General features: G+C 53.9%; 25 protein-coding genes and 1 tRNA gene. 16 read left to right on the forward strand and 10 right to left on the reverse strand.

From position 1 onward, the window contains the following. From FD428_RS08360 to ldtA, 11 genes are all read left to right on the forward strand, one after another. A complete protein-coding gene (locus FD428_RS08360; protein WP_012131786.1) occupies positions 1 to 795 on the forward strand; it encodes a sirohydrochlorin cobaltochelatase in 795 nt (264 codons plus the stop codon). Beyond that, positions 792 to 1,505 carry a cobalt-factor II C(20)-methyltransferase gene (locus tag FD428_RS08365; protein WP_012131787.1) on the forward strand — a complete coding sequence of 238 codons (714 nt, stop codon included), beginning with the start codon at positions 792 to 794 and terminating at the stop codon, positions 1,503 to 1,505. Before FD428_RS08360 ends, FD428_RS08365 begins: the two co-directional genes overlap by 4 nt. Next, entirely contained in the window at positions 1,502 to 2,239 is a 738-nt protein-coding gene (cbiM, locus tag FD428_RS08370; protein ID WP_012131788.1) for a cobalt ECF transporter S component CbiM, read from the forward strand. The genes FD428_RS08365 and cbiM overlap by 4 nt, the downstream gene beginning before the upstream one ends. A 1-nt stretch (position 2,240) precedes the next feature. Beyond that, entirely contained in the window at positions 2,241 to 2,522 is a 282-nt protein-coding gene (locus FD428_RS08375; RefSeq protein WP_012131789.1) for an energy-coupling factor ABC transporter substrate-binding protein, read from the forward strand. Next, positions 2,509 to 3,186: an energy-coupling factor ABC transporter transmembrane protein gene (locus tag FD428_RS08380; RefSeq protein ID WP_047462753.1), complete on the forward strand. Its 678-nt coding sequence runs from the start codon at positions 2,509 to 2,511 to the stop codon at positions 3,184 to 3,186. The genes FD428_RS08375 and FD428_RS08380 overlap by 14 nt, the downstream gene beginning before the upstream one ends. A gap of 8 nt (positions 3,187 to 3,194) precedes the next feature. Next, entirely contained in the window at positions 3,195 to 4,010 is an 816-nt protein-coding gene (locus tag FD428_RS08385; RefSeq protein ID WP_012131791.1) for an energy-coupling factor ABC transporter ATP-binding protein, read from the forward strand. Beyond that, on the forward strand, positions 4,007 to 5,527 hold the full coding sequence (locus tag FD428_RS08390) for a cobyric acid synthase (protein ID WP_114848173.1): 1,521 nt from the start codon (positions 4,007 to 4,009) through the stop codon (positions 5,525 to 5,527). The genes FD428_RS08385 and FD428_RS08390 overlap by 4 nt, the downstream gene beginning before the upstream one ends. Further along, a complete protein-coding gene (cobU, locus tag FD428_RS08395) occupies positions 5,524 to 6,069 on the forward strand; it encodes a bifunctional adenosylcobinamide kinase/adenosylcobinamide-phosphate guanylyltransferase (RefSeq protein ID WP_047462761.1) in 546 nt (181 codons plus the stop codon). Before FD428_RS08390 ends, cobU begins: the two co-directional genes overlap by 4 nt. Continuing rightward, complete coding sequence (gene cobS, locus FD428_RS08400; protein ID WP_114848172.1) at positions 6,066 to 6,809, forward strand: adenosylcobinamide-GDP ribazoletransferase; 744 nt, start codon at positions 6,066 to 6,068, stop codon at positions 6,807 to 6,809. The genes cobU and cobS overlap by 4 nt, the downstream gene beginning before the upstream one ends. A 25-nt stretch (positions 6,810 to 6,834) precedes the next feature. Next, the gene (gene cobT, locus FD428_RS08405) at positions 6,835 to 7,893 is read left to right on the forward strand and encodes a nicotinate-nucleotide--dimethylbenzimidazole phosphoribosyltransferase (protein WP_047462767.1); all 1,059 of its coding nucleotides are present in this window, start codon (positions 6,835 to 6,837) and stop codon (positions 7,891 to 7,893) included. Between the two features lie 109 nt (positions 7,894 to 8,002). Next, a complete protein-coding gene (gene ldtA, locus FD428_RS08410) occupies positions 8,003 to 8,935 on the forward strand; it encodes a L,D-transpeptidase (protein WP_137675735.1) in 933 nt (310 codons plus the stop codon). On the opposite strand, the gene FD428_RS08415 is transcribed toward ldtA, so the two are convergent. After that, on the reverse strand, positions 8,910 to 9,812 hold the full coding sequence (locus FD428_RS08415) for a LysR substrate-binding domain-containing protein (protein ID WP_114848171.1): 903 nt from the start codon (positions 9,810 to 9,812) through the stop codon (positions 8,910 to 8,912). The genes ldtA and FD428_RS08415 overlap by 26 nt on opposite strands. Positions 9,813 to 9,922: 110 nt before the next feature. Between FD428_RS08415 and FD428_RS08420 the strand changes: the two genes are divergently transcribed. Both FD428_RS08420 and dctP read left to right on the forward strand, forming a co-directional pair. Beyond that, complete coding sequence (locus tag FD428_RS08420) at positions 9,923 to 10,513, forward strand: nuclear transport factor 2 family protein (protein ID WP_114848170.1); 591 nt, start codon at positions 9,923 to 9,925, stop codon at positions 10,511 to 10,513. 48 nt (positions 10,514 to 10,561) lie between these two features. Next, a complete protein-coding gene (gene dctP, locus FD428_RS08425) occupies positions 10,562 to 11,617 on the forward strand; it encodes a TRAP transporter substrate-binding protein DctP (RefSeq protein ID WP_168190565.1) in 1,056 nt (351 codons plus the stop codon). Positions 11,618 to 11,705: 88 nt separating this feature from the next. Here the strand turns inward: dctP and FD428_RS08430 are convergent, their stop codons facing one another. The 4 genes from FD428_RS08430 to FD428_RS08445 form a co-directional block, all read right to left on the reverse strand. Then, positions 11,706 to 11,978 carry a hypothetical protein gene (locus FD428_RS08430; protein ID WP_049011709.1) on the reverse strand — a complete coding sequence of 91 codons (273 nt, stop codon included), beginning with the start codon at positions 11,976 to 11,978 and terminating at the stop codon, positions 11,706 to 11,708. Between the two features lie 117 nt (positions 11,979 to 12,095). Next, complete coding sequence (locus tag FD428_RS08435; RefSeq protein WP_012131801.1) at positions 12,096 to 12,599, reverse strand: YbjP/YqhG family protein; 504 nt, start codon at positions 12,597 to 12,599, stop codon at positions 12,096 to 12,098. Beyond that, a complete protein-coding gene (locus tag FD428_RS08440) occupies positions 12,599 to 12,967 on the reverse strand; it encodes an NlpC/P60 family protein (RefSeq protein WP_024130212.1) in 369 nt (122 codons plus the stop codon). The genes FD428_RS08435 and FD428_RS08440 overlap by 1 nt, the downstream gene beginning before the upstream one ends. Positions 12,968 to 13,304: 337 nt before the next feature. After that, complete coding sequence (locus FD428_RS08445) at positions 13,305 to 14,429, reverse strand: YbdK family carboxylate-amine ligase (protein WP_162790482.1); 1,125 nt, start codon at positions 14,427 to 14,429, stop codon at positions 13,305 to 13,307. A 243-nt stretch (positions 14,430 to 14,672) separates the two neighbouring features. Between FD428_RS08445 and FD428_RS08450 the strand changes: the two genes are divergently transcribed. Continuing rightward, complete coding sequence (locus FD428_RS08450) at positions 14,673 to 15,236, forward strand: flavin reductase family protein (RefSeq protein WP_110494086.1); 564 nt, start codon at positions 14,673 to 14,675, stop codon at positions 15,234 to 15,236. Positions 15,237 to 15,322: 86 nt separating this feature from the next. On the opposite strand, the gene FD428_RS08455 is transcribed toward FD428_RS08450, so the two are convergent. The 5 genes from FD428_RS08455 to FD428_RS08475 all read right to left on the reverse strand — a co-directional run bounded on the left by FD428_RS08455 (position 15,323) and on the right by FD428_RS08475 (position 20,413). Then, on the reverse strand, positions 15,323 to 16,300 hold the full coding sequence (locus FD428_RS08455; protein ID WP_172958466.1) for an iron ABC transporter permease: 978 nt from the start codon (positions 16,298 to 16,300) through the stop codon (positions 15,323 to 15,325). A gap of 32 nt (positions 16,301 to 16,332) precedes the next feature. Beyond that, a complete protein-coding gene (locus FD428_RS08460) occupies positions 16,333 to 17,082 on the reverse strand; it encodes a trans-aconitate 2-methyltransferase (RefSeq protein ID WP_110494087.1) in 750 nt (249 codons plus the stop codon). Next, positions 17,012 to 18,025, reverse strand: coding sequence for an ABC transporter substrate-binding protein (locus FD428_RS08465; protein ID WP_110494088.1), 1,014 nt, complete (start codon positions 18,023 to 18,025; stop codon positions 17,012 to 17,014). Before FD428_RS08465 ends, FD428_RS08460 begins: the two co-directional genes overlap by 71 nt. Beyond that, complete coding sequence (locus FD428_RS08470; protein ID WP_110494089.1) at positions 18,025 to 20,112, reverse strand: TonB-dependent siderophore receptor; 2,088 nt, start codon at positions 20,110 to 20,112, stop codon at positions 18,025 to 18,027. Before FD428_RS08470 ends, FD428_RS08465 begins: the two co-directional genes overlap by 1 nt. Positions 20,113 to 20,337: 225 nt before the next feature. Beyond that, positions 20,338 to 20,413: transfer RNA gene (locus tag FD428_RS08475), tRNA-Asn, on the reverse strand. Between the two features lie 6 nt (positions 20,414 to 20,419). Between FD428_RS08475 and FD428_RS21825 the strand changes: the two genes are divergently transcribed. Then, positions 20,420 to 20,572, forward strand: coding sequence for a DUF5951 family protein (locus FD428_RS21825; RefSeq protein ID WP_153257545.1), 153 nt, complete (start codon positions 20,420 to 20,422; stop codon positions 20,570 to 20,572). 1 nt (position 20,573) lies between these two features. Further along, positions 20,574 to 22,064 (forward strand): EmmdR/YeeO family multidrug/toxin efflux MATE transporter, encoded by a 1,491-nt coding sequence (locus FD428_RS08480; RefSeq protein WP_012131809.1) that lies wholly within the window; start codon positions 20,574 to 20,576, stop codon positions 22,062 to 22,064. Positions 22,065 to 22,070 lie beyond the last annotated feature (6 nt).

Here is a 22,070-nt window from a genome sequence, read left to right on the forward strand (position 1 = left end):
ATGAAAAAAGCGCTTCTGGTGGTGAGTTTTGGCACCAGCTATCACGACACCTGTGAGAAGAACATTGTGGCCTGCGAACGCGATCTGGCAGCCAGCTGCCCGGATCGCGATCTGTTTCGCGCGTTCACCTCCGGGATGATTATCCGCAAGCTCAAACAGCGTGACGGCATTGAAATCGATACGCCGCTTCAGGCATTGCAGAAGCTTGCTGAACAGGGGTATCAGGATGTGGCGATTCAGTCCCTGCACATTATTAACGGCGACGAATACGAAAAAATTGTGCGTGAAGTTCAGACTCTGCGCCCGTTATTTACCCGTCTTACGCTCGGCGTGCCGCTGTTGAGCAGCCATGCCGATTACGCGCAGCTGATGCAGGCTTTACAGCAGCAGATGCCGACGCTTGGCGCGACGGAGAAAGTGGTGTTTATGGGGCACGGCGCCAGCCATCACGCGTTTGCGGCCTATGCGTGTCTGGACCATATGATGACGGCGCAGCGTTTTCCGGCGCGTGTGGGAGCGGTCGAGAGTTACCCGGAGGTGGATATTCTCATCGGGAGCTTACGTCAGGAAGGCGTAACGGCGGTGCATCTGATGCCGCTGATGCTTGTCGCCGGCGATCATGCCATTAACGATATGGCTTCCGATGAAGAGGACTCTTGGAAAACGCAGTTCAACGCCGCAGGCATCCCGGCGACGCCGTGGCTGAGCGGTCTGGGGGAGAATCCGGCGGTACGCGCCATGTTCGTGGCGCATCTGCAACAGGCGCTGAATACGGCCATGGAGGAAGCGGCATGAGCGGAAAGCTGTATGCGTTAAGCACCGGGCCGGGCGCAGCCGATCTGATCACCGTGCGCGCGGCGCGAATACTTGGCTCGCTCGATATCCTCTACGCTCCGGCAGGGCGCAAAGGCGGCGACAGTCTGGCGCTCTCTATTGTGCGTGAATATCTGGGTGAGCAGACGGAAGTCCGCTGCTGCCACTTTCCGATGAGCGCCGACAGCGCGGAAAAAGAAGCCGTCTGGAATGAGGTAGCCGCAGCGCTGGTTCAGGAAGTGGAGGCGGGTAAACAGGTGGGATTTATCACCCTTGGCGATGCCATGCTGTTCAGCACCTGGGTCTTTTTACTCCAGCGGATCGGCAACCCGGCGTGGCTGGAAATCGTTCCTGGCGTTACCTCGTTTGCCGCCATTGCCGCCCGCGCGAAAACGCCGCTGGCGATGGAACAACAATCGCTGGCGGTGATCTCCTGCACTGCGGCGGAAGAGACAATTCAGCAGGCGTTAAGACAGCATGACAGTCTGGTGCTGATGAAGGTCTACGGTCGCTTCGCGCGCATTAAAGCATTGCTGCAACAGGAAGGTTTGCTGGAGTGCGCCCTGATGATGGCGGAAGCCACGCTGCCCGGTGAGCAGTGCTGGCGTCACCTGAATGAGGTCAGCGACGAGCAGCCGCTGCCCTATTTTTCGACCATTCTGGTCAACAAACAGTGGGAGTATGCAGAATGAAACTTGAACAACAGCTAAAACAGCTGTCTTTCAGCGGGTTAGCTGCGGCGTTATTGCTGATGGTTGTCCCGGAACAGGCGTTCGCCATGCATATCATGGAGGGATTCCTGCCGCCGATGTGGGCGCTGGCCTGGTGGGTGCTGTTTTTACCGTGCCTGTGGTACGGACTGGTGCGCCTGCGCCGTATCGTGCAGGAAGATAACAACCAGAAGGTGCTGCTGGCATTGTGCGGGGCGTTTATCTTCGTGCTGTCGGCGCTGAAAATTCCTTCTGTTACAGGTAGTTGCTCGCACCCGACAGGGGTAGGGCTTGCGGTGATTTTATTTGGCCCAGGCGTTGTGGCGATCCTCGGGGCGATTGTGCTGCTGTTTCAGGCGCTGCTGCTGGCGCATGGCGGCCTGACCACGCTGGGTGCGAACGGGATGTCGATGGCGGTTATCGGCCCCGTTGTCGGGTATCTGGTATGGCAAATGGCCTGCCGCGCCGGGCTGCGCCGCGATGTCGGCGTCTTTCTTTGCGCCATGCTGGCGGATCTGGTGACGTACTTCGTGACGTCGGTGCAGCTTGGGGTGGCGTTCCCGGACCCGCAGGCTGGAGCAATGGGTTCAGTGATTAAATTTATGGGGATTTTCTGCCTGACGCAGATCCCCATTGCAATCGCGGAGGGGCTGCTGACCGTCATGATTTACGACCAGTTGACCAAACGCCGGTTGATTACCGCACAAGGACATTAAGATGAAAAAGACGCTGATATTGTTAGCTATGGTGATTGCCCTGGTGATCCTGCCGTTTTTTATCGATCATGGCGGTGAGTTCGGTGGCTCTGACGGCGAAGCGGAAAGCCAGATCCAGGTGGTGGCGCCGCACTATGAACCGTGGTTCCAGCCATTGTATGAACCGGCCAGCGGTGAAATTGAAAGCCTGCTGTTTACGCTGCAAGGTTCGCTTGGCGCGGCGGTGATTTTCTATATTCTCGGTTACAGCAAAGGCAGACAGCGCCGTGATGACCGGGCTTGATCGACTCAGCTACCAGAGCCGCTGGCTTCATGTTACGCCGGTGCGTAAGTTTTTGCTCTGGTTGCTGATGATGATTCTGGCCTTTACCCTGCCTCCTTTGGGGCAGGGTATTGAACTGGCGCTCATCGCCGGGCTGAGCTGCTGGCTGCTGCGGATTTCGTTCTGGCGCTGGTGTCGCTGGATGGCGATACCGTTTGGCTTTTTAAGCGTGGGCGTGGTGACGATTTTATTCAGCGTGAGCCGCGATCCTCACTCGTTACTGGCAAGCGTTCCGGTTGGCGATTACTGGCTGGGGGTGACTTCGTCAGGGTTGAATACCGCCAATGAAACCTTCTGGCGCAGCCTAAGCGCGCTGGCGGCGACGTTCTGGCTGGTGTTGAATCTGCCGTTTCCGCAACTGATTATTTTGCTTAAGCGCGCGCATGTGCCACGGCTGCTGACCGAGCAGATCCTGCTGACATGGCGCTTTATTTTTATCCTGTTAGACGAAGCGCTGGCCATTCATCGCGCGCAAACGCTGCGTTTTGGCTATCGTAGTTTGCCGAAAGGCTATCGTTCTTTGGCAATGCTGGTGGGTTTGCTGTTTACGCGTGTGCTTATCCGCTATCAGCAAATGACCACCGTGCTTGATATCAAACTGTATCAGGGTGATTTTCACCTGTAAGGATTCGTATGCTTGCCACCTCCGGTCTCTGGTTTCGCTATCAGGATGAGCAGGTGCTCAAGGGGCTAACGCTGGATTTCTCCCCCCATGCGGTTACCGGGCTGGTGGGCGCGAACGGCTGCGGAAAATCGACGCTATTTATGAACCTGAGCGGTTTACTGCGCCCGCAAAAAGGCGAGGTTTTGTGGCAGGGAAAAGCGCTGGATTACAGTAAGCGCGGGCTGCTGGCGCTGCGCCAACAGGTGGCAACCGTTTTTCAGGACCCCGATCAACAAATTTTTTATACCGATATCGACAGCGATATCGCTTTTAGTCTGCGAAATCTAGGCGTGGCTGAGGATGAGATTGCCCGCCGCGTGGACGATGCGTTGACCCTGGTTGATGCGCAGCATTTCCGTCATCAGCCGATCCAGTGTTTAAGCCACGGGCAAAAAAAACGCGTGGCGATTGCGGGCGCGATGGTGTTGCAGGCCCGCTACCTGCTGCTGGATGAACCCACTGCCGGGCTTGATCCTGCCGGGCGCACGCAGATGATCGCGATCATCAAGCGGATTGTGGCGCAGGGGAATCATGTGGTTATTTCCAGCCATGATATTGATCTCATTTATGAAGTCAGCGATGCCGTTTACGTGCTGCGCCGTGGCGAGGTACTGGCATACGGTGAGCCGGGGGAGGTGTTTGCACGCACTGAACTGATCGAACAAGCCGGGCTGACGCAACCGTGGCTGGTCAAACTGCATGCGCAACTGGGGTTGCCGCTGTGTAAAACGGAAGAAGAATTTTTTGGGCGTATGCGAGAGAACGCGCTGAAGGAGGCGTCATGACGCAGGCAGTAATGTTGCAGGGAACGGCATCAGATGTAGGTAAAAGTGTGCTGGTGGCGGGGCTGTGCCGCATCTTTTATCAGGATGGCCTGCGCACGGCGCCATTTAAGTCACAGAATATGGCGCTGAATTCCGGCATCACGCCGGACGGCAAAGAGATGGGACGCGCGCAGATTTTCCAGGCGGAAGCGGCGGGGATTGCGCCGGATGTGCGGATGAATCCGGTTCTGCTGAAACCGACCAGCGATCGGAAAGCGCAGGTGGTGTTGATGGGCAAAGTCGCCACCGATATGGACGCGGTTAGCTACCATGAATATAAGCCGCGTCTGCGTGAGCAGATCCTCATGGTTTACAATAGTCTGGCGCAAGAATATGACGTTCTGGTGCTGGAGGGCGCCGGTAGCCCGGCGGAAATAAACCTGCGTGACCGCGACATCGTCAATATGGGGATGGCGGAAATGGCGCAATGCCCGGTCATTCTGGTGGCGGATATCGATCGCGGCGGCGTTTTTGCCTCTATCTACGGTACGCTGGCGCTGCTGCATGATAGTGAACGCGCCAGAGTGAAAGGGGTGATCATCAATAAGTTTCGCGGCGACGTGACGCTGCTCTACTCCGGCATTGAACAAATTGAAGCGCTGACCGGCGTGCCAGTTCTGGGCGTGATGCCCTGGCTGGAGGTCGATCTTGAAGATGAGGATGGCGTGGCGCTGCAAAAAGGCAAATACCTGCGTACCGATAGGCGTGATATCGACATTGCCGTTGTTCAGGTGCCGCACATCTCGAATTTCACCGATTTCAACGCGCTGGCGGCGCAGCCGGATGTTCGCGTGCGCTATGTGCGCCATCCTGAAGAACTGGCGGGCACGGACCTGATAATCCTGCCGGGCAGCAAAAATACGCTTGGCGATCTGGTCTGGCTGCGTGAAAGCGCAATGGCGCATGGCGTGTTGCAGGCGCATCGTCAGGGCGTACCGGTGGCAGGCATCTGTGGCGGCTATCAGATGCTGGGCGACACCATTATTGATGAGGTGGAGTCCGGGCTGGGCACGCTCCCCGGTCTTGGGCTGCTTAATACCGTCACGCATTTCGCGCAGGATAAAACCACCACGCAGGTTGAAGGGCAGATGGCCTCTGCGCTGCCGGGATGGCTGGCGGCGGCGTCTGGCCTGGCGGTGCGCGGGTATGAAATTCATATGGGCGAGACGACACTGAATGCACAATGCCAGCCAGCCATGACATTACGCAAAGGCGAAAACGCTATCGCTGACGGCGCGGTAACGGACGACGGACTGGTCTTTGGCACCTATCTTCATGGCTTGTTCGACAGTGATGCGTTCACGCGGGCGCTGGTCAATGGCCTGCGCGTGCGTAAGGGGCTGACGCCGCTGGATCACGCCTTCCATTACGCGCAATATAAATCGCAGCAGTTTGATCTGCTGGCGGATGCGATGCGACAACACATCGATATTGAGAAAATTTATACCATCATGCAACAGCACCGGGAGCCCGTATGATGATTCTGGTGACTGGCGGCGCGCGCAGCGGGAAAAGCCGCCATGCGGAGGCGTTAATCGCGGATTCGCCGCAGGTACTGTACATCGCCACGTCGCAGATTTTTGATGAGGAGATGGCGGCGCGAATTCAGCACCATCGGGATGGCAGACCGCCGCACTGGCGAACAGCGGAATGCTGGCGGCATCTTGATGCGCTGATTACGCCAGATAACGCCCCCGAAGAGGCCATTCTGCTGGAGTGTATCACGACCATGGTGACCAATTTATTGTTCGCGATGGGTGGCGATACGGACCCGGACAACTGGGATTACGCGGCGATGGAGCAGGCGATTGAAGACGAAATTCGCGCGTTGATCGACGCCTGTCAGCGCTGTCCGGCTCAGGTGGTTCTGGTGACCAATGAGGTGGGCATGGGCATTGTCCCGGAAAATCGTCTGGCGCGACATTTTCGCGACATCGCCGGGCGCGTCAATCAGCGTCTGGCTGCGGCGGCGGATGAGGTCTGGCTGGTGGTATCGGGTATTGGAGTCAAAATTAAATGAGTAAGTTGTTCTGGGCGATGCTCGCTTTTATTTCGCGTTTGCCTGTTCCGACCCGTTGGTCTCAGGGGCTGGATTTTGAGGAGTATTCCCGCGGTATTGTGACATTCCCGCTAATCGGCATGCTGCTGGGCGCGATTGGCGGCCTGGTGTTTGTGGCGCTTCAGTCCTGGTGCGGCATTCCACTGGCGGCCCTGTTTTGCGTTTTGACGCTGGCGCTGCTGACCGGCGGTTTTCACCTCGACGGTCTGGCGGATACCTGTGACGGTATTTTTTCCGCCCGCCGCCGGGAGCGGATGCTGGAAATTATGCGTGACAGCCGCCTGGGCACCCACGGCGGGCTGGCGTTGATTTTTGTCCTGCTGGCGAAAGTGCTGGTGATTAGCGAACTGGCGCTGAGAGGCACGCCGATGCTGGCGGCGCTGGCGATGGCCTGCGCGGCGGGGCGCGGTGTCGCCGTATTGCTGATGTATCGTCATCGCTATGCCCGTGAAGAAGGGCTGGGCAACGTGTTTATCGGCAAAGTTACCGGGCGACAAACCTGCGTTACGCTGGGATTAACCGCTATTCTCGCGGCGATACTCATGCCGGGGATGCGCGGGGTCGCTGCGCTGGTGATCACTCTGGCGGCAATTTTTATTCTTGGACAATTATTAAAACGCACATTGGGTGGGCAAACCGGCGATACGCTGGGTGCGGCGATTGAACTTGGCGAGTTGATCTTCCTGCTGGCTCTGCTGTGAGCCAGCCAACACGATGAGAACCCTTATGCAGACGTTAACCTCTTTACTCCGTGACATTCCCAAACCGGACAGCGACGCAATGGCGCACGCCCGGCAGCACATCGACGGCTTGCTCAAACCGCCGGGCAGCCTCGGGCGCCTGGAAGCGCTGGCCGTACAGTTAGCGGGGATGCCCGGTCTCAACGGCACTCCGCATGTCGGTAAGAAGGCGATGCTGGTGATGTGCGCCGATCATGGCGTGTGGGATGAAGGGGTTGCGGTCTCGCCGAAAGTTGTCACCGCCATTCAGGCGGCCAACATGACGCAGGGAACAACCGGTGTTTGCGTACTGGCTGCTCAGGCCGGGGCAAAAGTCCATGTGATTGACGTCGGGATTGATGCCGACCCGATCCCCGGCGTGGTGAATATGCGCGTGGCGCGTGGGTGCGGGAATATTGCGACAGGCCCGGCGATGAGCCGCGTTCAGGCCGAAGAACTGCTGCTGGAAGTGATGCGCTACACCCGCGAACTGGCGCAAAGCGGCGTGACGCTGTTTGGCGTTGGCGAACTGGGAATGGCGAATACCACCCCTGCGGCGGCGATTGTGAGTGTACTGACCGGTAGCGATGCCGAAGATGTGGTGGGGATTGGCGCGAATCTTCCGCTCTCCAGAATTGGCAATAAAGTTGAGGTTGTGCGCCGCGCCATTGCGGTGAACCGGCCCGATCCGCGTGATGGCGTTGAGGTGCTGGCGAAGGTGGGCGGTTTTGACCTGGTCGGTATGGCGGGCGTGATGCTGGGTGCCGCGTCATGTGGATTGCCGGTTGTGCTGGATGGTTTTCTCTCCTATTCTGCGGCGCTGGCGGCGTGTCAGATTGCGCCGGAAATTAAACCGTATCTGATTCCGTCGCATTTCTCAGCAGAGAAGGGGGCGCGGATTGCGCTGGAGCACCTGGAGCTGGAGCCGTATCTGCATATGGGAATGCGTCTCGGCGAAGGCAGCGGCGCAGCGCTGGCAATGCCCATCGTTGAAGCTGCCTGCGCGATGTACCGCAATATGGGGCAACTGGCGGCAAGTAATATTGTCCTGCCGGATGGTAAATAAAGATAAGCCGTATCGTTTCCCTTCGGTGGCGCTCATTCGCTGTTAACGTCGGAAAGGCGATAAAAAAGCTATAATTAACCGACATCTGCTGCGATTTGAGGAAAGGGAAATGGTGCCTCGTGTGAAATTGTTTTGTTCTTTTATTCTGCTGTTCGCAAGCCAGAGCGCGCTGGCGGTAAGTTATCCACTACCGCCAGAAGGGAGTCTTCTGGTCGGTAACCCGCTGACGATAACCGTCCCGGACAATAATACTCAACCGCTGGAAGCGTTTGCGGCGCAGTACGGACAAGGGCTGAGCAATATGCTCGAAGCGAATCCCGATGTGGACGTCTTTTTGCCGAAGTCCGGTTCGACGCTGGTGGTGCCGCAGCAGCTTATTTTGCCGGATACCGTGCGTGAAGGCATTGTGGTTAACGTGGCGGAAATGCGTCTTTACTACTATCCGAAAGGGGGCGATACCGTTGATGTCCTGCCGATTGGCATTGGCGAGGCGGGGCGAGAAACCCCACGTAACTGGGTGACTGCGGTAGAGCGTAAGCAGGAGGCGCCGAGCTGGACGCCGACGGCGAATACCCGACGTGAATATGCTAAACGAGGCGAAAGTCTGCCCGCGTTTGTCCCCGCCGGGCCGGATAACCCGATGGGGCTGTATGCAATTTATATCGGTAAGCTGTATGCCATTCATGGCACAAATGCGAACTTCGGTATTGGGCTGCGCGTGAGCCAGGGGTGCATCCGGTTGCGTAACGATGACATCAAATACCTGTTTGACAATGTACCGGTGGGCACTCGCGTGCAGATTATCGATCAACCGGTGAAAACCACCGTCGAAGCGGACGGCAGTCGCTGGATTGAAGTGCATGAGCCGTTATCGCGTAATCGCACTGAATTTGAATCTGACAAAAAAGTACCGCTGCCGATCACGCCGGTGATGCGTACTTTTATGAAGGGCGACGGCGTTGACATTCATCGCGTCAACGAGGCGCTGGAGCGCCGCTCCGGGATGCCGACAAATATCAGCGCGGGTCTGACGGGGTTCTGACGTTTCTCCGCGCAATCTCCAGAAAAGCCTTTACCGCGCCGTTATTGTCGTTCTTTCTGCTGAGCAGCATCAGATTGGCCGATAATTCCGGCGCGTCGAGAGGGCGATAGACCAGGCCGGGAATGGCGATGTGCATCAGCGGTTCAGGCACCAGCGCCAGCCCTTGCCCGGCGGCGGCCAGAGCCAGTACGCTGAGCGTGCTGGAGGTGCAATGGGCGACGTGCGGAACATGACCCATAATCTCTGTGAGCATCATATAAAGCGGCTCATCCGCACGGTGGGTGTCGTAGAAAATGAGGGGCTCTTCAGCCAGCATATCTACCGTCAAATGGGTTTCACAAGCCAGCGGATGATCGTCGGCGATGGCGACCATCCGGCCCCAGAGGCCTATTTTTTCAGCCGCTAATTTTGGCTGGCGTACGTTATGGTGATCGGGTGTGTAACCAATGTCGAGCTGGCCGCTCAAAATGGCATCCGCTTGTAGCAACGGTGCGATTTCGCACACAACCAGTTCCGCATCGGGATAGGCCTGGCGAAAGGCGCGCAGATCTTCTGTCAATTTGCCGCTGAACACCGCGTTGCCAGCAAAGCCAACGCGCACAAGACCCGTTTCTCCGCGCATCGACCGTTGTACTGTCAGACGGGCATGTTCCGCCTGCTCAAGCGTGCGTTGCGCTTCGGTCTGCAACAATTTTCCCGCTTCGGTTAACTCAACTTTCCGGCTGGTACGAATAAACAGCGGGCCGCCTAACTCTTCTTCCAGCGCCTTGATCTGCATGCTCAGCGCGGGAGGAACGATATTGAGTTTTTCGGCGGCGCGGCCAAAGTGTCCTTCTTGTGCAACGGCAAGAAAATAGCGTAAGTGGCGCAGATCCATACGATGGCCTCATCATTCATCTAAACTGAATAATCTGTAAGATTTATCTATTGGATTTTAACGTTAATGGCGAGGAAACTGAATCCACTTAACTGGCTGGAGTAAAAATCATGCACAATCACCTGGCGGATCGTCAGCAAATTACCGATCTTCTCACTGGCTGGATGCATCGCGATCTGGGCGAATGGGAGCAACTTCGCGGGCTGTTTCACCCGGATGGTACCATTGAGATAACCTGGTTTGAAGGGCTGGCGAGCGATTTTGTTGACGGCTCAATGCGTATGGGCGCCTCTGATATCCGCACCAAGCATTTGATTGGCACGCCGGTAGTGACCTTCAATAGCAGCGTCAACCGCGCCATTGTAGAAACCAATGCCATGATCATCGGCGAGAATGTGAAGCTGAATCTGGGGATGGTGACCCATAATCGCTTTTACGATATGGCAGAAAAACGCGATGGCGTGTGGAAACTCTTCAGACGCCAGAGCATTTATGACATGGGGAGTTTTACCTTCCCGCTGGGCGTGGTCGATATTGATCAAAGCACGGTAGCAAAATACCCGCGAGAATACGCCGCGCTGGCATACCTGCTGGAAAAAAGCGGATTTCCGGTCACGCGTGTATTCGCAACGCGCGGTAGTGCGCTCGAACAGCAAATGAAAACCGAAGGGCAGCGCTGGCTGTCTGAACCCGTTGTTTAAGCTTCATCAGCGACTGCGATCATCATGATTCTCAAAAGGATAAGAGAAATGCCCACCACTATACCAGGACGAAAATGCATTGCCGTTCTGTTTGCGATGCTAATGTTTCCCGGTGCGTCTTCGGCTGCGCAAACCCTAATCTACAGCGACCATGAACCGCTGGGTGGAATGCGCACTCGTTTTATCAATGACGTATTTTTCCCCGCAATCGAAAAAGAGTCGCATGGCCGCCTGAAGGTAGAGGCGCACTGGGGAGGTGAGCTAAGTGATGGTTATACGGCTCTGGCTATGGCGGGAAAGGGGGACAAAGCGGATATGGCCGTTGTTGTACCTGAATATGCGGCTAAGGCATTACCATTGCAGCAAATCTTTAAAAGCTTCCCCGTCGGCCCTGCTGGGGAAAAGCAGGTTGCTTTCTTTCGCCGCGTTTATGCGGATATCCCGGATTTTTCGGCTGAACTCAAGAAAGAAAATGTGGTGAATGTTTTCATTGCGACCGGCTATCCGCTGGCTTTTTTTAGCACTACCGCGCTGAATAATCCTGAAGGACTTAAGGGGGGGACGTGGCGCTCCGCCAGTTTCTGGCACCAGGGGTTTCTGAAAAATGTCGGCGCTAAAGCCGTGACCATGCCCTGGGGAGATGAAACCTACAAAGCCTTACAAAGCGGAAGTCTCGACGGATTAATGTTGAATGTGGATAGCGGCTATGCGTTAAATGCTCAGCGACTCGCGCCTGATGTGCTGGTTTCGCGGGATCTCTGGCTTGGGCATGTTTACCTGCTGGTGATGAATAAAAACACCTGGGATAACCTTTCCCGCGACGATCGGGCGGCGATTCAGCGGGCCGCTGACGTCGCTTATCAATCCCTGGGTTCCGTAATGGATAAAAGCTTCACCACACAAGTCGCCGATCTGGAAAAAAGCGGTGCGACGGTCAGAATCCTGCACTCTGAAGACGTTGCGCAATGGAAAGCCGCCACCCGATACCAGGAGATTCAGTCTGAGTGGGTGAAGGAGCAGGAAAAGAACGGGCTTACCGAGGCGGGAAGGGTGATGAACCAGGTCAGTAGCATTCTGGACGAGATGGTGTCTCCGACCCCTTAAGCGAGAAGACAAAACGTAACGCTCGGGAACGTATTACTACAGTTGCCTGATAAAAGGGCCGAATAACCATTTTCGGCCCTGGCGTGCATCATTTTTTATAATTCTTTGGTGCTGATAGCAGCATTTTTCGCATACGTTCCATGACGGTGTTTAAGTCCACCGCGCGTTTAATCATACTGCGTATTCTGTCTGAATCATTGATGCCCTTTTTGACATACCGGGCAATATATTGCAGAACGTACTTATCCTCATCACTGTGGGTGCGTAATGACAGGTTCTCTACGGTCTGCAATATCTGACTCGCCAGCGACTGACGCTGGCGGGAGTGGGCTCTTATATCCTTAAACGACGGCTGAATCATAAAACATTCCGTAGCGCTGACGTTGTTGAATCCACCGGAGAGCGAAAGAAAAGCATAATGACTGTTAAGGTCGGCCGCGAATTGGGATTAATTTAGCGGCCGTCATAATCTCCCTATTTAATTGGTGGTTGCAGCATGTTGCTTCGCTTTCTCAATGGCGTGCGCGTCAAATATGTAATGCTCATAACCGGCGGTAACATTCTTCACTCTGTATATTTTCCACTTGCCGCCCTCTCTTTTTAGGTAGACTCCAATTTGATACGTCTGATTGTTTTGTCGACCCAACCAAACATCGACGTATTCACCACCAAAACAGTTTTTAGCTTTTCCAACTTTCAATAAGGGGATCCAATCTGCTGAATAATCTTGCGCATATGTATAGTAATCGGTGTCGATAATCTCCTGCTCATAAATATGAGAGATAGTATTTAGTTGGGCTAGCGTATCCTTCGAAATATATTCATCCATCTTTTCAGGCGCAGGCTTTATTTTCCCTTCACTATTTGCAAACACGTTTAGATAGTAAGTGTAGAAATCTGAAACACGCCGTTCTGCGTTATCGCGTCCTGAGCTGCACGCGGTAATTGCAAATATCATGAGAACAACATAAAGGGCTTTCATCAATCCTTCCTGTACATTTGATGCGCTGGCTTTGACGAACGGTATCCAGGACCGCCCCAAAAATCCCGCTGTTTAAAGTCTGAATACCAATCCTGGCCGTCGTAAATAGCCATGTGACCGGCGGCGTGTCCTCCCGCGTAAGGCTGAATCACTACCACGTCGCCAGCTCTGGGGGATTGCGTTGAAGATATTTTTCTAAACCCCGCAGACTCCAGCATTGGGCCGTAATCTTTGGCGTTTTGCGTGTTTGTTACGGTCACGCCCCCTGCCTTTATGGCCTTGCGCACATACGATGCACAGTTATTCGTTGGCCCCGGTTCGGCGTGATGTTTTGCCCAGTTTCCGGCGCTTCTTGTGTCCCATCCCATGATTATCATCCATTTCAGTTAGAGAAATTGCTAATAGATACCCAATTAGTTAGGAGGGTTAATCATTTAGTGCCACAGAAAGCGTAACGTGATAAGCGAGGCAAGTGCGCTTGACGCTGAGAGCAGGCGGAATCAATAGCGAAGGGATTGCCTAAACGAATTCCGAAAATAAAAGAATGCGGGTATCGGAATATGAGCGGGAAACAGGTCAGTAGCATTCTGGACGAGATGATGTCTCCGGCCCCTTAAGCGAGAAGGCAAAACGTAACGATCGGGAACGTATTACTACAGTTGCCTGATAAAAGGGCCGAATAACCATTTTCGGCCCTGGCGTGCATCATTTTTTATAATTCTTTGGTGCTGATAGCAGCATCTTTCGCATACGTTCCATGACGGTGTTTAAGTCCACCGCGCGTTTAATCATACTGCGTATTCTGTCTGAATCATTGATGCCCTTTTTGACATACCGGGCAATATATTGCAGAACGTACTTATCCTCATCACTGTGGGTGCGTAATGACAGGTTCTCTACGGTCTGCAATATCTGACCCGCCAGCGACTGACGCTGTCTGGTTAACGTGTTGACGTAGCTGGCCTGTAAGCCATCGCGCCGGGCGTTAAAGATATTGTATTTTTCAATAGCATGATGTTTTTTGACGATATTTGTCCGGTTGGCTAACAGATACTGAGCCAGTATTTTGCTATAGCCTGTGAGCATTGCGGCATGAAATATTGTCAGCGGCATATCGCATATTCTGATTTCAATTGTGCCCAGAGCAGGCTGTGGCCTGACGTACCAGTAAATATCTTTGATACTTTTAATGATCCCGACATTGATCATCTCGTTATAAAATACGACGAACTCGTCCCAGTTATAGATGTTTTCAATCAGTTCACTGTTCAGAAAGGCGTTCTGCCCGGTAAAGCGGGAACTTGAAAAAGAGGTATCCACGCCATCCAGCCACGGCGAAGAGGCGCTGAGTGCAACTAAATGGGGCAGGTAGGGAATAAGCGCATGACACAGATAAATGGCGTCATCGCCATCCTGAACGCCAATATGAATATGTTGCCCAAATACGCAGGCCATTTTGGTGATGTAGCCATAGCGTACGGCCAGATTTTGATGACGTTGTAAATCGCTAATCACCTGTTCTCGCCAGTCGCCATCTAAATGGCGGCCGCCGCCGGTAACATCGCAGCCGTGTTTTCTGGCGACTTCCCTGACGTTACAGGCTAATAAAGATAATTCTTCATGCAGTTTAAACACCGAAGAGTGTACTGAGCTGTTCAGTTCAATCATTGACTTGGTTAGCTCATGCTTTATTTGCTGAGTGTGCGCCATATCGGCCAGCACGATATCCGCTTTATCCACCAGCCTGGTATCGTTTCTGTCGATTAACTGGAGTTCCAGCTCGGTGCCCGTCGTAAACCGCAGTGAGCGGGTAAAAGGTAGAGATACCATAATGTCCTCTGCACTGAGTTGTTGTGGTTTGCCTGAAATTCTATTGTTAAAAGTGTAGGTCAGACGGTCATGCCTGCCAGAGGTGAATCGCGGAACCCTGATTACGGTCATAAAACCATTTTATTAGTATGGTTAATTTTTTGCGATATGACGAGAGAGAGTATGCTGTAGCGCGAGAACTGCTCAGGTATTGCCGCAGCAGTGTGGCCTGTTTTTGTGGAACACTTTAACAGGAGTCATCTTATGAGCTTAGCTATCACTAAAGTTGATTATCCGGTCAGTCAGGTTCGCCGGTATTTAGAACCGGGCCCGGTTGTGTTGGTGTCATCCAAATGGAACGGGAAGACCAATATCATGACGCTGGGCTGGCATACCGTTCTGGAATTTTCTCCCTCGCTGGTCGGGCTGATGATTTCGGGCGGCAACCACAGTTTTGAGATGATCCGTCATAGCCGGGAATGTGTGATCAACGTTCCGCTGACGGATTTGGCCGAGACGGTCGTGCGAATCGGCAACACGTCCGGCGCTGACATCGATAAGTTTGCCGAATTTAATCTTACGGCACAGGAAGCCGATGAGGTTGATGCCCCGCTGATCCAGCAATGTTATGCGAATTTTGAGTGCTGTTTGTATGATGATGTGCTGGTGGAACGCTACAATTTTTTCATTTTCGAGGTCGTGAAGGCGCATGTGGCCACATCACTGGAACATCCTGAGACGATTCACTATACAGGGAAGGGGGAGTTCATGGTGTCGGGCAAGACAATGAATCTGAGCGCGCTGTTCAGGCCGGAAATGCTTATCTGAGCGTTCCGGTGGCGCTCGTCACGGGTAAATGGCAGAAAGTCCGCTAAAAAGCGGGCTTTCTGCCAGGGATCGCCTTCGTCAGTATTTTATCGGGAAGTCCGTGAAATCAGGAACAGAAATACCGGAACCCCGAGCATCGCCGTCAGGATGCCGACGGGTAATTCACGGGGCGCAAACAGCGTTCGGGCAAGCGTATCAGCCAGAACGGTAAAAGTCGCGCCACACAGCATGGATGCCGGCAGCAGCGATCGATGGCGATGACCAATGAATATGCGGGCGATATGAGGCACGGTCAGCCCAATAAAACCTATTGCTCCGCAACATGCCACAATGACCGCAGTCAATAAGGTCAATAAACAATACAGGGCGAGCCTGATTGCGCCAACGTCCACACCAAGCGATGCCGCCGTCACATTGCCAAACGTGAGCACATCCAGCTCTATTGCCCGCCACCAGCAGAGCAGAAATATCGGCAACAGCACCAGTGCGCAAAGCAGTACCTGAAGCCAGGATGCCTGTGCAAAGCTTCCCAGCAGCCAGAACATCACCCCTCGCGTGGTGTCTGCATCCGTTTTCCAGAGCGTGGTTAATGATGTGGCGGCGGAGAGAAGCTGTGTCACGGCGACGCCGGTCAGGATAAAACGGCTGGACTGGCCGGATAGCGATTTCCGCGCCATGAAAAGCACCAGTGCGAAAGCCAGCATCGCGCCGCAGAACGCCCCGGCAGGTACAGCGGCCCAGCCCGCACTGAGACCAAGCGCAATGACCAGTACCGCGCCAAACCCTGCGCCGGATGAGATCCCCAACACCCAGGGGTCGGCAAGAGGATTACGTGTCAACGACTGGAGCACCGTTCCGGCCAGCGCTAATGCGGCACCCGCCAGCGCAGCAAGCAGGGTGCGCGGCATACGCAGAGACCATACGATCCGCTGATGAAGCGTTCCCGCTGTATCGCTATGCCAGTAGCCTGCCAGTATGGCATTTGCCACGTCCTTCATGGAAAAGGTCACCGGGCCATACATAATGGCAATGCAAAACGCCAGCATCAGGGCCGGAAACAGCATGGAAAGGCGAAAAACAGGAGAACGCAGCATGATTATTTCCAGCCAGCGATCACATAATCATCCAGGAATTGCCAGAGAGTACCCGTTTCGCTAAAACCCGCCTGGCGCAGAGCAGCGAGCTGGAATTCGACCGTGGTGGGCAGCGGTGTCGGGCGGTCTTTAAAGATAGCGGTGCGCGCGTCCATCAAATCAGCCAGCTCATGATGACGGGTGGCCGATGCAAACCAGCTATCCCAGTCCTGCACTCCCGCTGTCCAGGCTTTTTTCTGCGTATCTTCGTCATGAAGCTGGGCAATCCGTTTCTGGCATGGATTGCGATTATCAAATCGCTGATGATCGGCGTTCATGAATAAGCCATGTTCATCCAGCAGGTTAAAGATGTTGCGATAAAGCGCGACCTGCTGTTCCGGCAGCAGCCAGTGGATGGCCGTGCTGGAAACAACGGCCTGCGGTTTGTCGGTCATGGCGGCAAAGCAATCCGCTGTTGCAATATCGCCGCTGAAGAACTGAATACGGTCACTGTATTCAGATAAGGCTTCTTTGGCCAGCGTAAGCAGAAGCGGGTCGAGGTCAATAGCCGTTACTCTTATCGCCGGAAAGCGATTCAGAAGACGCATGCTGAATGAGCCTGGACCACAGGCCAGATCCACCACATGGAATTCTTCGCCATATAGCATTGCCAGAACATCCAGCGCGGCGTTATAGCGTTCTTCACGGTGAGCGATGTAGGCGCTTTGTTGTTCGTCCCAGTTTTTCAGTAATTCGCGGGCTGGAAAGGTCATGTTGTTCCTTAGCGTGTATTTGTGTGACTAGTCGGTGAAGGGCCAGAACTGAACGCGCAGATGCGTCCATGTCATAGCCAGGTAAAATGATGTAACGTTTTGCTCTAACCGCCTTCATGCCTGCGGTGAGGGGATTACGTTCAAGAAAATCGATTTTGCTCCGGGCGCTGTCGCCATCTCCCCCCCTTTGCAGATCGCCCAGGATCAGGTAGTCAGGGTCCCGTTCGGCAATGACCTCCCAGCTCATGGCGGGCCACAGTTCAGCACTGTTATCAAAGATGTTTTTACTGCCGATGGTTTTGGTTAACAGCTCAGAAGCGCCATAACCACCCGCCACATAAGGTGTTGCCGTACCGGAATACCACCACATGAGCGTTCTGCGTGGCAGTTTTATGCGGCTGTCAGCCGCGACCTGTTGCTTCAGTTCATTGATAAGCGCTTCTGCACGCGGCTCCACGCCATATATGCGCGCAATATTACGCAACTCGTCGTAGATGCTGTCGAAGGTTACAGGCGCAGGAGGCCCACTTTGCAGGCCATTGCACATCCCTTCAATGAGCCAGCTTCCAATTCCCCATTCAGCCATCCTTTCACGACCGGCGGTCTCCGGGCTGTTAAACCAGTAGTAGCTGCCGGAATAGATAAAATCTGGCCGGGAACTCAGCAAGGCCTCTCCCGACCAGGGCGAACTGTCGAGACGTGCTTTTAGCTGTTTGTACCAGGGGGAGGGCGCGGTATCTTCATCTGGCCGATAACCGACAGCACTGATCACGGAATCTCCCAGATGTAATGCGAGCATGTTTTCCATTGCGGTCGGCATATAGACGATTGCCCGCTGTGGTACATGCTCAAACGTCCAGGAGCTTCCGCAATTCTGTAACGTAACGGGATGCGCAAAGCTGGCGAAGGTTGCCAGCAATGCGAGAGAGGCCAGGCGTTTCATCAGAAGCGCATGTTGACATAGGCTTCGTAAGTTCGACCTGGCGCAATCATTTCTTGCCCTGTATAAGTACGCTGCCAGGTGTAGAAGCGATCCGTCAGGTTACGCACGCGGGTGCCTACGGTAACATCCTTAATCACTTCATAATCGGCGTTCAGGTCGACAGTCGTGTAATCGCCCATTTTGTTTTTGTTGGCATCATCGTTATAGCTACTGCCAACATAGTGGAGCTGCGCGCCCAGCCCCAGTTTGCTAATCGGCATATAACGGCCAGAAAGGTTAGCCGTCCACTCCGGGATATAGCGCGGCTGATTGCCGGAAAGGTCCTGCGTACCTTGTTTGAAATTGTCAAAGCGCGCATGGGTATAAGCCACATTTCCCGCCAGCGTGACGCTATCCAGCGGTTTAATCAATCCGCTGAACTCAATGCCGCGCGAAGTCTGCTTGCCAACCGCATTCCATACACCGGCCTGGACAGCTGATTGCTGATAAAGATTTTTTTTCTGGAGATCGTAAACGGCCAGCTTCATTTCACCGTGGTCGAATGTCCCTTTTACACCGGCTTCATATTGCTGAACTTCTGTAAGTGGCAGGGACGTTTGTTCAGGGCTGATAAAGAAGATATCGCTGCCGGGCTCTTTACCTGTGGAATAGTTGGCATATACCGTCCAGTTTTCGTTAATGGCCCAGCTCGGCCCAATACCAACGCTCATAAAGCTATAGCTATGATTGATGGTTTTATTGTCCTGCTGGTAATTCCAGTGCATGTCCAGGTTGGTATAGCGCAACTGGCTTAACAGGGCGACAGCATCAGTGATATTCAGATTGTCTTCCAGCAGCAAGGCATACTGGTTCTGAGTGATGTGACGAACAGGTGAGCGCATCTTGCCACCCGCACCGGTGCGAAAGTCATTGGAGGCGGGGTTGGTCAGCAGAACCTCTTCGCCCCCCGGGAAGCCGTTAGAATAGTACTGGAATTCGCGTTTTGAAAAATCGACACCCGCAGTCACGCGGTTGGCGAATGATGCAATCGGGTGATCCCAGGTGACCATTGTACGGTTGCCCGTCAGCTTGTCATCATGAGCAAGATCGCCATAAGAATCACGGGTAACATAGCCCGCTTTGTTTGACGGGTAATAGCGTTCAACGTTCTGCCATTCGCGGAATCCTTTGTAATAATAGAACTGGTTATCAAAGGTTACATCAGGCGTTGCATACCAGGACTGGGTTGACTGGAATGAGGTTGCCTGGCTGCGGATATGCGCATCCTGAATGTTGTTGTAGTTTACATGGCGCAAGTCGCGATCAACGTTGCCGTTGATGACAGGCGTCCCGAAATAGGGATTGCGCATATCCGTTAAGCTACGATCGATGTCAAAAGTAACCTGTGTGTTATCGGTCGGCGTCAGCAGGATCTGTGCGCTGATGCGCTTCGGGCGACTGCGATCTTTATCAACCTGAGTGCCGGTATTTGATGTGCTTACATCCACGCGGCCAGCAGCTATACCCTCAACAAGCGTACCGCCCGCGCCGATGTGGGCGCGATGGCTGTTATAGCTTGACCAGCTATAGTCAGCTTCTACTGGCTGTCGACCAAAGGTTGCTTTACGTGATATCAGGTTGACGCTGCCACCGGCAGAACTCAGACCGTTTAAAACGGAGCCTGTGCCATACAGGATGTCCACGTTTTCATAATGAACCGGGTCGGCGATTTGAATGGTGCTACCGGGTACGGCCACGCCGTTTAGCAGCCAGGAAACGCCGGAGAAGCCGCGCAGTGAAACGCTGTTTGAGAGCGTAGGTGAGCTGGTGCCGGACATGCCCGGGGCGGTCTCAACGACTTCGGTGAGCGTGCGTTTGCCCTTAGCCATAATGGTTCTGGCGCTGATGGTTTCAGTATGGCGTGGCGTTTGCTTATCGGTCAGACCGAGACGTGAGGCTGAACCGGATGAAAGACGTGCCGAGTCGGATTCGGCGGAATAGTCGGATACGTCACCGCCGGTGACGACGATGGTTTCATCTGCTGCATAGGCCAGAGGCGAAGTATTTACTGCTACTGCGAGAGCTATCAAAGAAGGCTTAAGTTTCATAGGTTGGCATTACATTATAATGGATATGTTATAACATAACATATTTCATAAAGAAAAAAAGTAGACAAATGAGAACAAGTGGGAAGGGGGCTGGAGAGGTCTGTGGGGTTGTCCAAAAACGACAGGCGTCAAAAAACCGGCAATCCTTATCAGGACAACCGGTTCAATTTAACTACTGCTTTTAAAACGCCTCAAGACTCACTGAGATATCTCGAGACTAAAATCTGGCTCCTCTGACTGGACTCGAACCAGTGACATACGGATTAACAGTCCGCCGTTCTACCGACTGAACTACAGAGGAATCGTTGTGGAGGCTTATCTTAGCGGCGAAAAATCTTTTGTCAAACCACATTTCCCTGGTGGCGGTTCAATTGCTGCTTCTCTCAACAGTTTGTTGCAATTGCAGACATTTTACAGGGAAAAAACTTTGCAGCTTTTTGGATTCTCCCTCATTATTTGAAATGAGGTTTCAACTTTCTTCATTAAGGTCCACTTTGAACGTCTCCGCAGCCTTACGCCAGGCCGTCTCTCGTACGCCCTGGTATGCCAAACGTAAGAGTTATAAGGTTCTTTTCTGGCGTGAAATCACCCCGCTTGCCGTGCCTATCTTTCTGGAAAATACCTGCGTACTGCTAATGGGGGTGCTGAGCACCTTTCTGGTCAGTTGGTTGGGTAAAGAGGCGATGGCCGGGGTAGGGCTTGCCGATAGCTTCAACATGGTCATTATGGCGTTTTTTGCTGCTATCGATCTGGGGACGACCGTGGTTGTGGCGTTTAGCCTGGGAAAACGCGATCGTCGTCGCGCCAGGGCTGCCGCGAGACAGTCACTGGTGATCATGACGCTTTTTGCCATCGTGCTGGCGGCGGTTATTCACTATTTTGGCGAACAGATTATTGATGTCGTGGCCGGGGAGGCGTCTTCCGAGGTGAAGGCTCTGGCGCTGACATACCTGGAACTGACGGTGATCAGCTATCCCGCTGCGGCCATCGCCCTGATTGGCAGCGGCGCATTGCGTGGAGCCGGAAATACCAAAATTCCGCTGTTGATCAATGGCGGTATGAATATTCTTAACATCATGATCAGCAGCGTCCTGATTTATGGCGTTTTTTCCTGGCAGGGGCTGGGTTTTGTCGGGGCGGGACTCGGGCTGACCATCTCTCGCTATATCGGAGCCGTCGCCATTATCTGGGTGTTGATGATTGGTTTTAACCCGGCATTGCGCATTACGTTGAAGAGCTATTTTAAGCCGCTGAACTTCACCATTATCTGGGAAGTGATGGGGATTGGTATCCCTGCGAGTATCGAATCTGTTTTGTTCAACGGTGGGAAATTGTTAACGCAGATGTTCGTAGCGGGAATGGGGACCAGCGTTATTGCCGGTAACTTCATCGCTTTTTCAATTGCCGCGCTGATCAACCTGCCCGGAAACGCGCTGGGTTCTGCATCGACAATCATCACTGGCCGACGGCTGGGGAATGGTCAGATTTCCCAGGCAGAGATTCAGCTTCGTCATGTGTTTTGGCTATCTACCATTGGACTGACCGCGATTGCATGGTTGAGCGCGCCGTTTGCGGGACTGATGGCCTCGTTTTATACCCACGATCAGGATGTAAAAGATGTTGTCGTGGTTCTGATTTGGCTGAACGCGGCGTTTATGCCGATTTGGTCTGCGTCCTGGGTGTTGCCCTCAGGGTTTAAAGGGGCGCGGGACGCACGTTTTGCAATGTGGGTTTCGATGCTGGGGATGTGGGGCTGCCGCGTGGTTGCGGGTTATACGCTGGGGATCGTGCTTGGCTGGGGCGTTGTCGGGGTCTGGCTGGGGATGTTCTTTGACTGGGCGGTGCGCGCCGCACTGTTTTACTGGCGTATGGTCAGCGGTCGTTGGCTATGGAAATACCCGCGTCCTGAGCGCATAAAATCGCCCGTTCAGCCTGAATCTCCAACGAAATGAAGAATA

Source organism: Citrobacter sp. TBCP-5362, from assembly GCF_005406305.1.
GTDB classification, from domain to species: domain Bacteria; phylum Pseudomonadota; class Gammaproteobacteria; order Enterobacterales; family Enterobacteriaceae; genus Citrobacter_B; species Citrobacter_B koseri.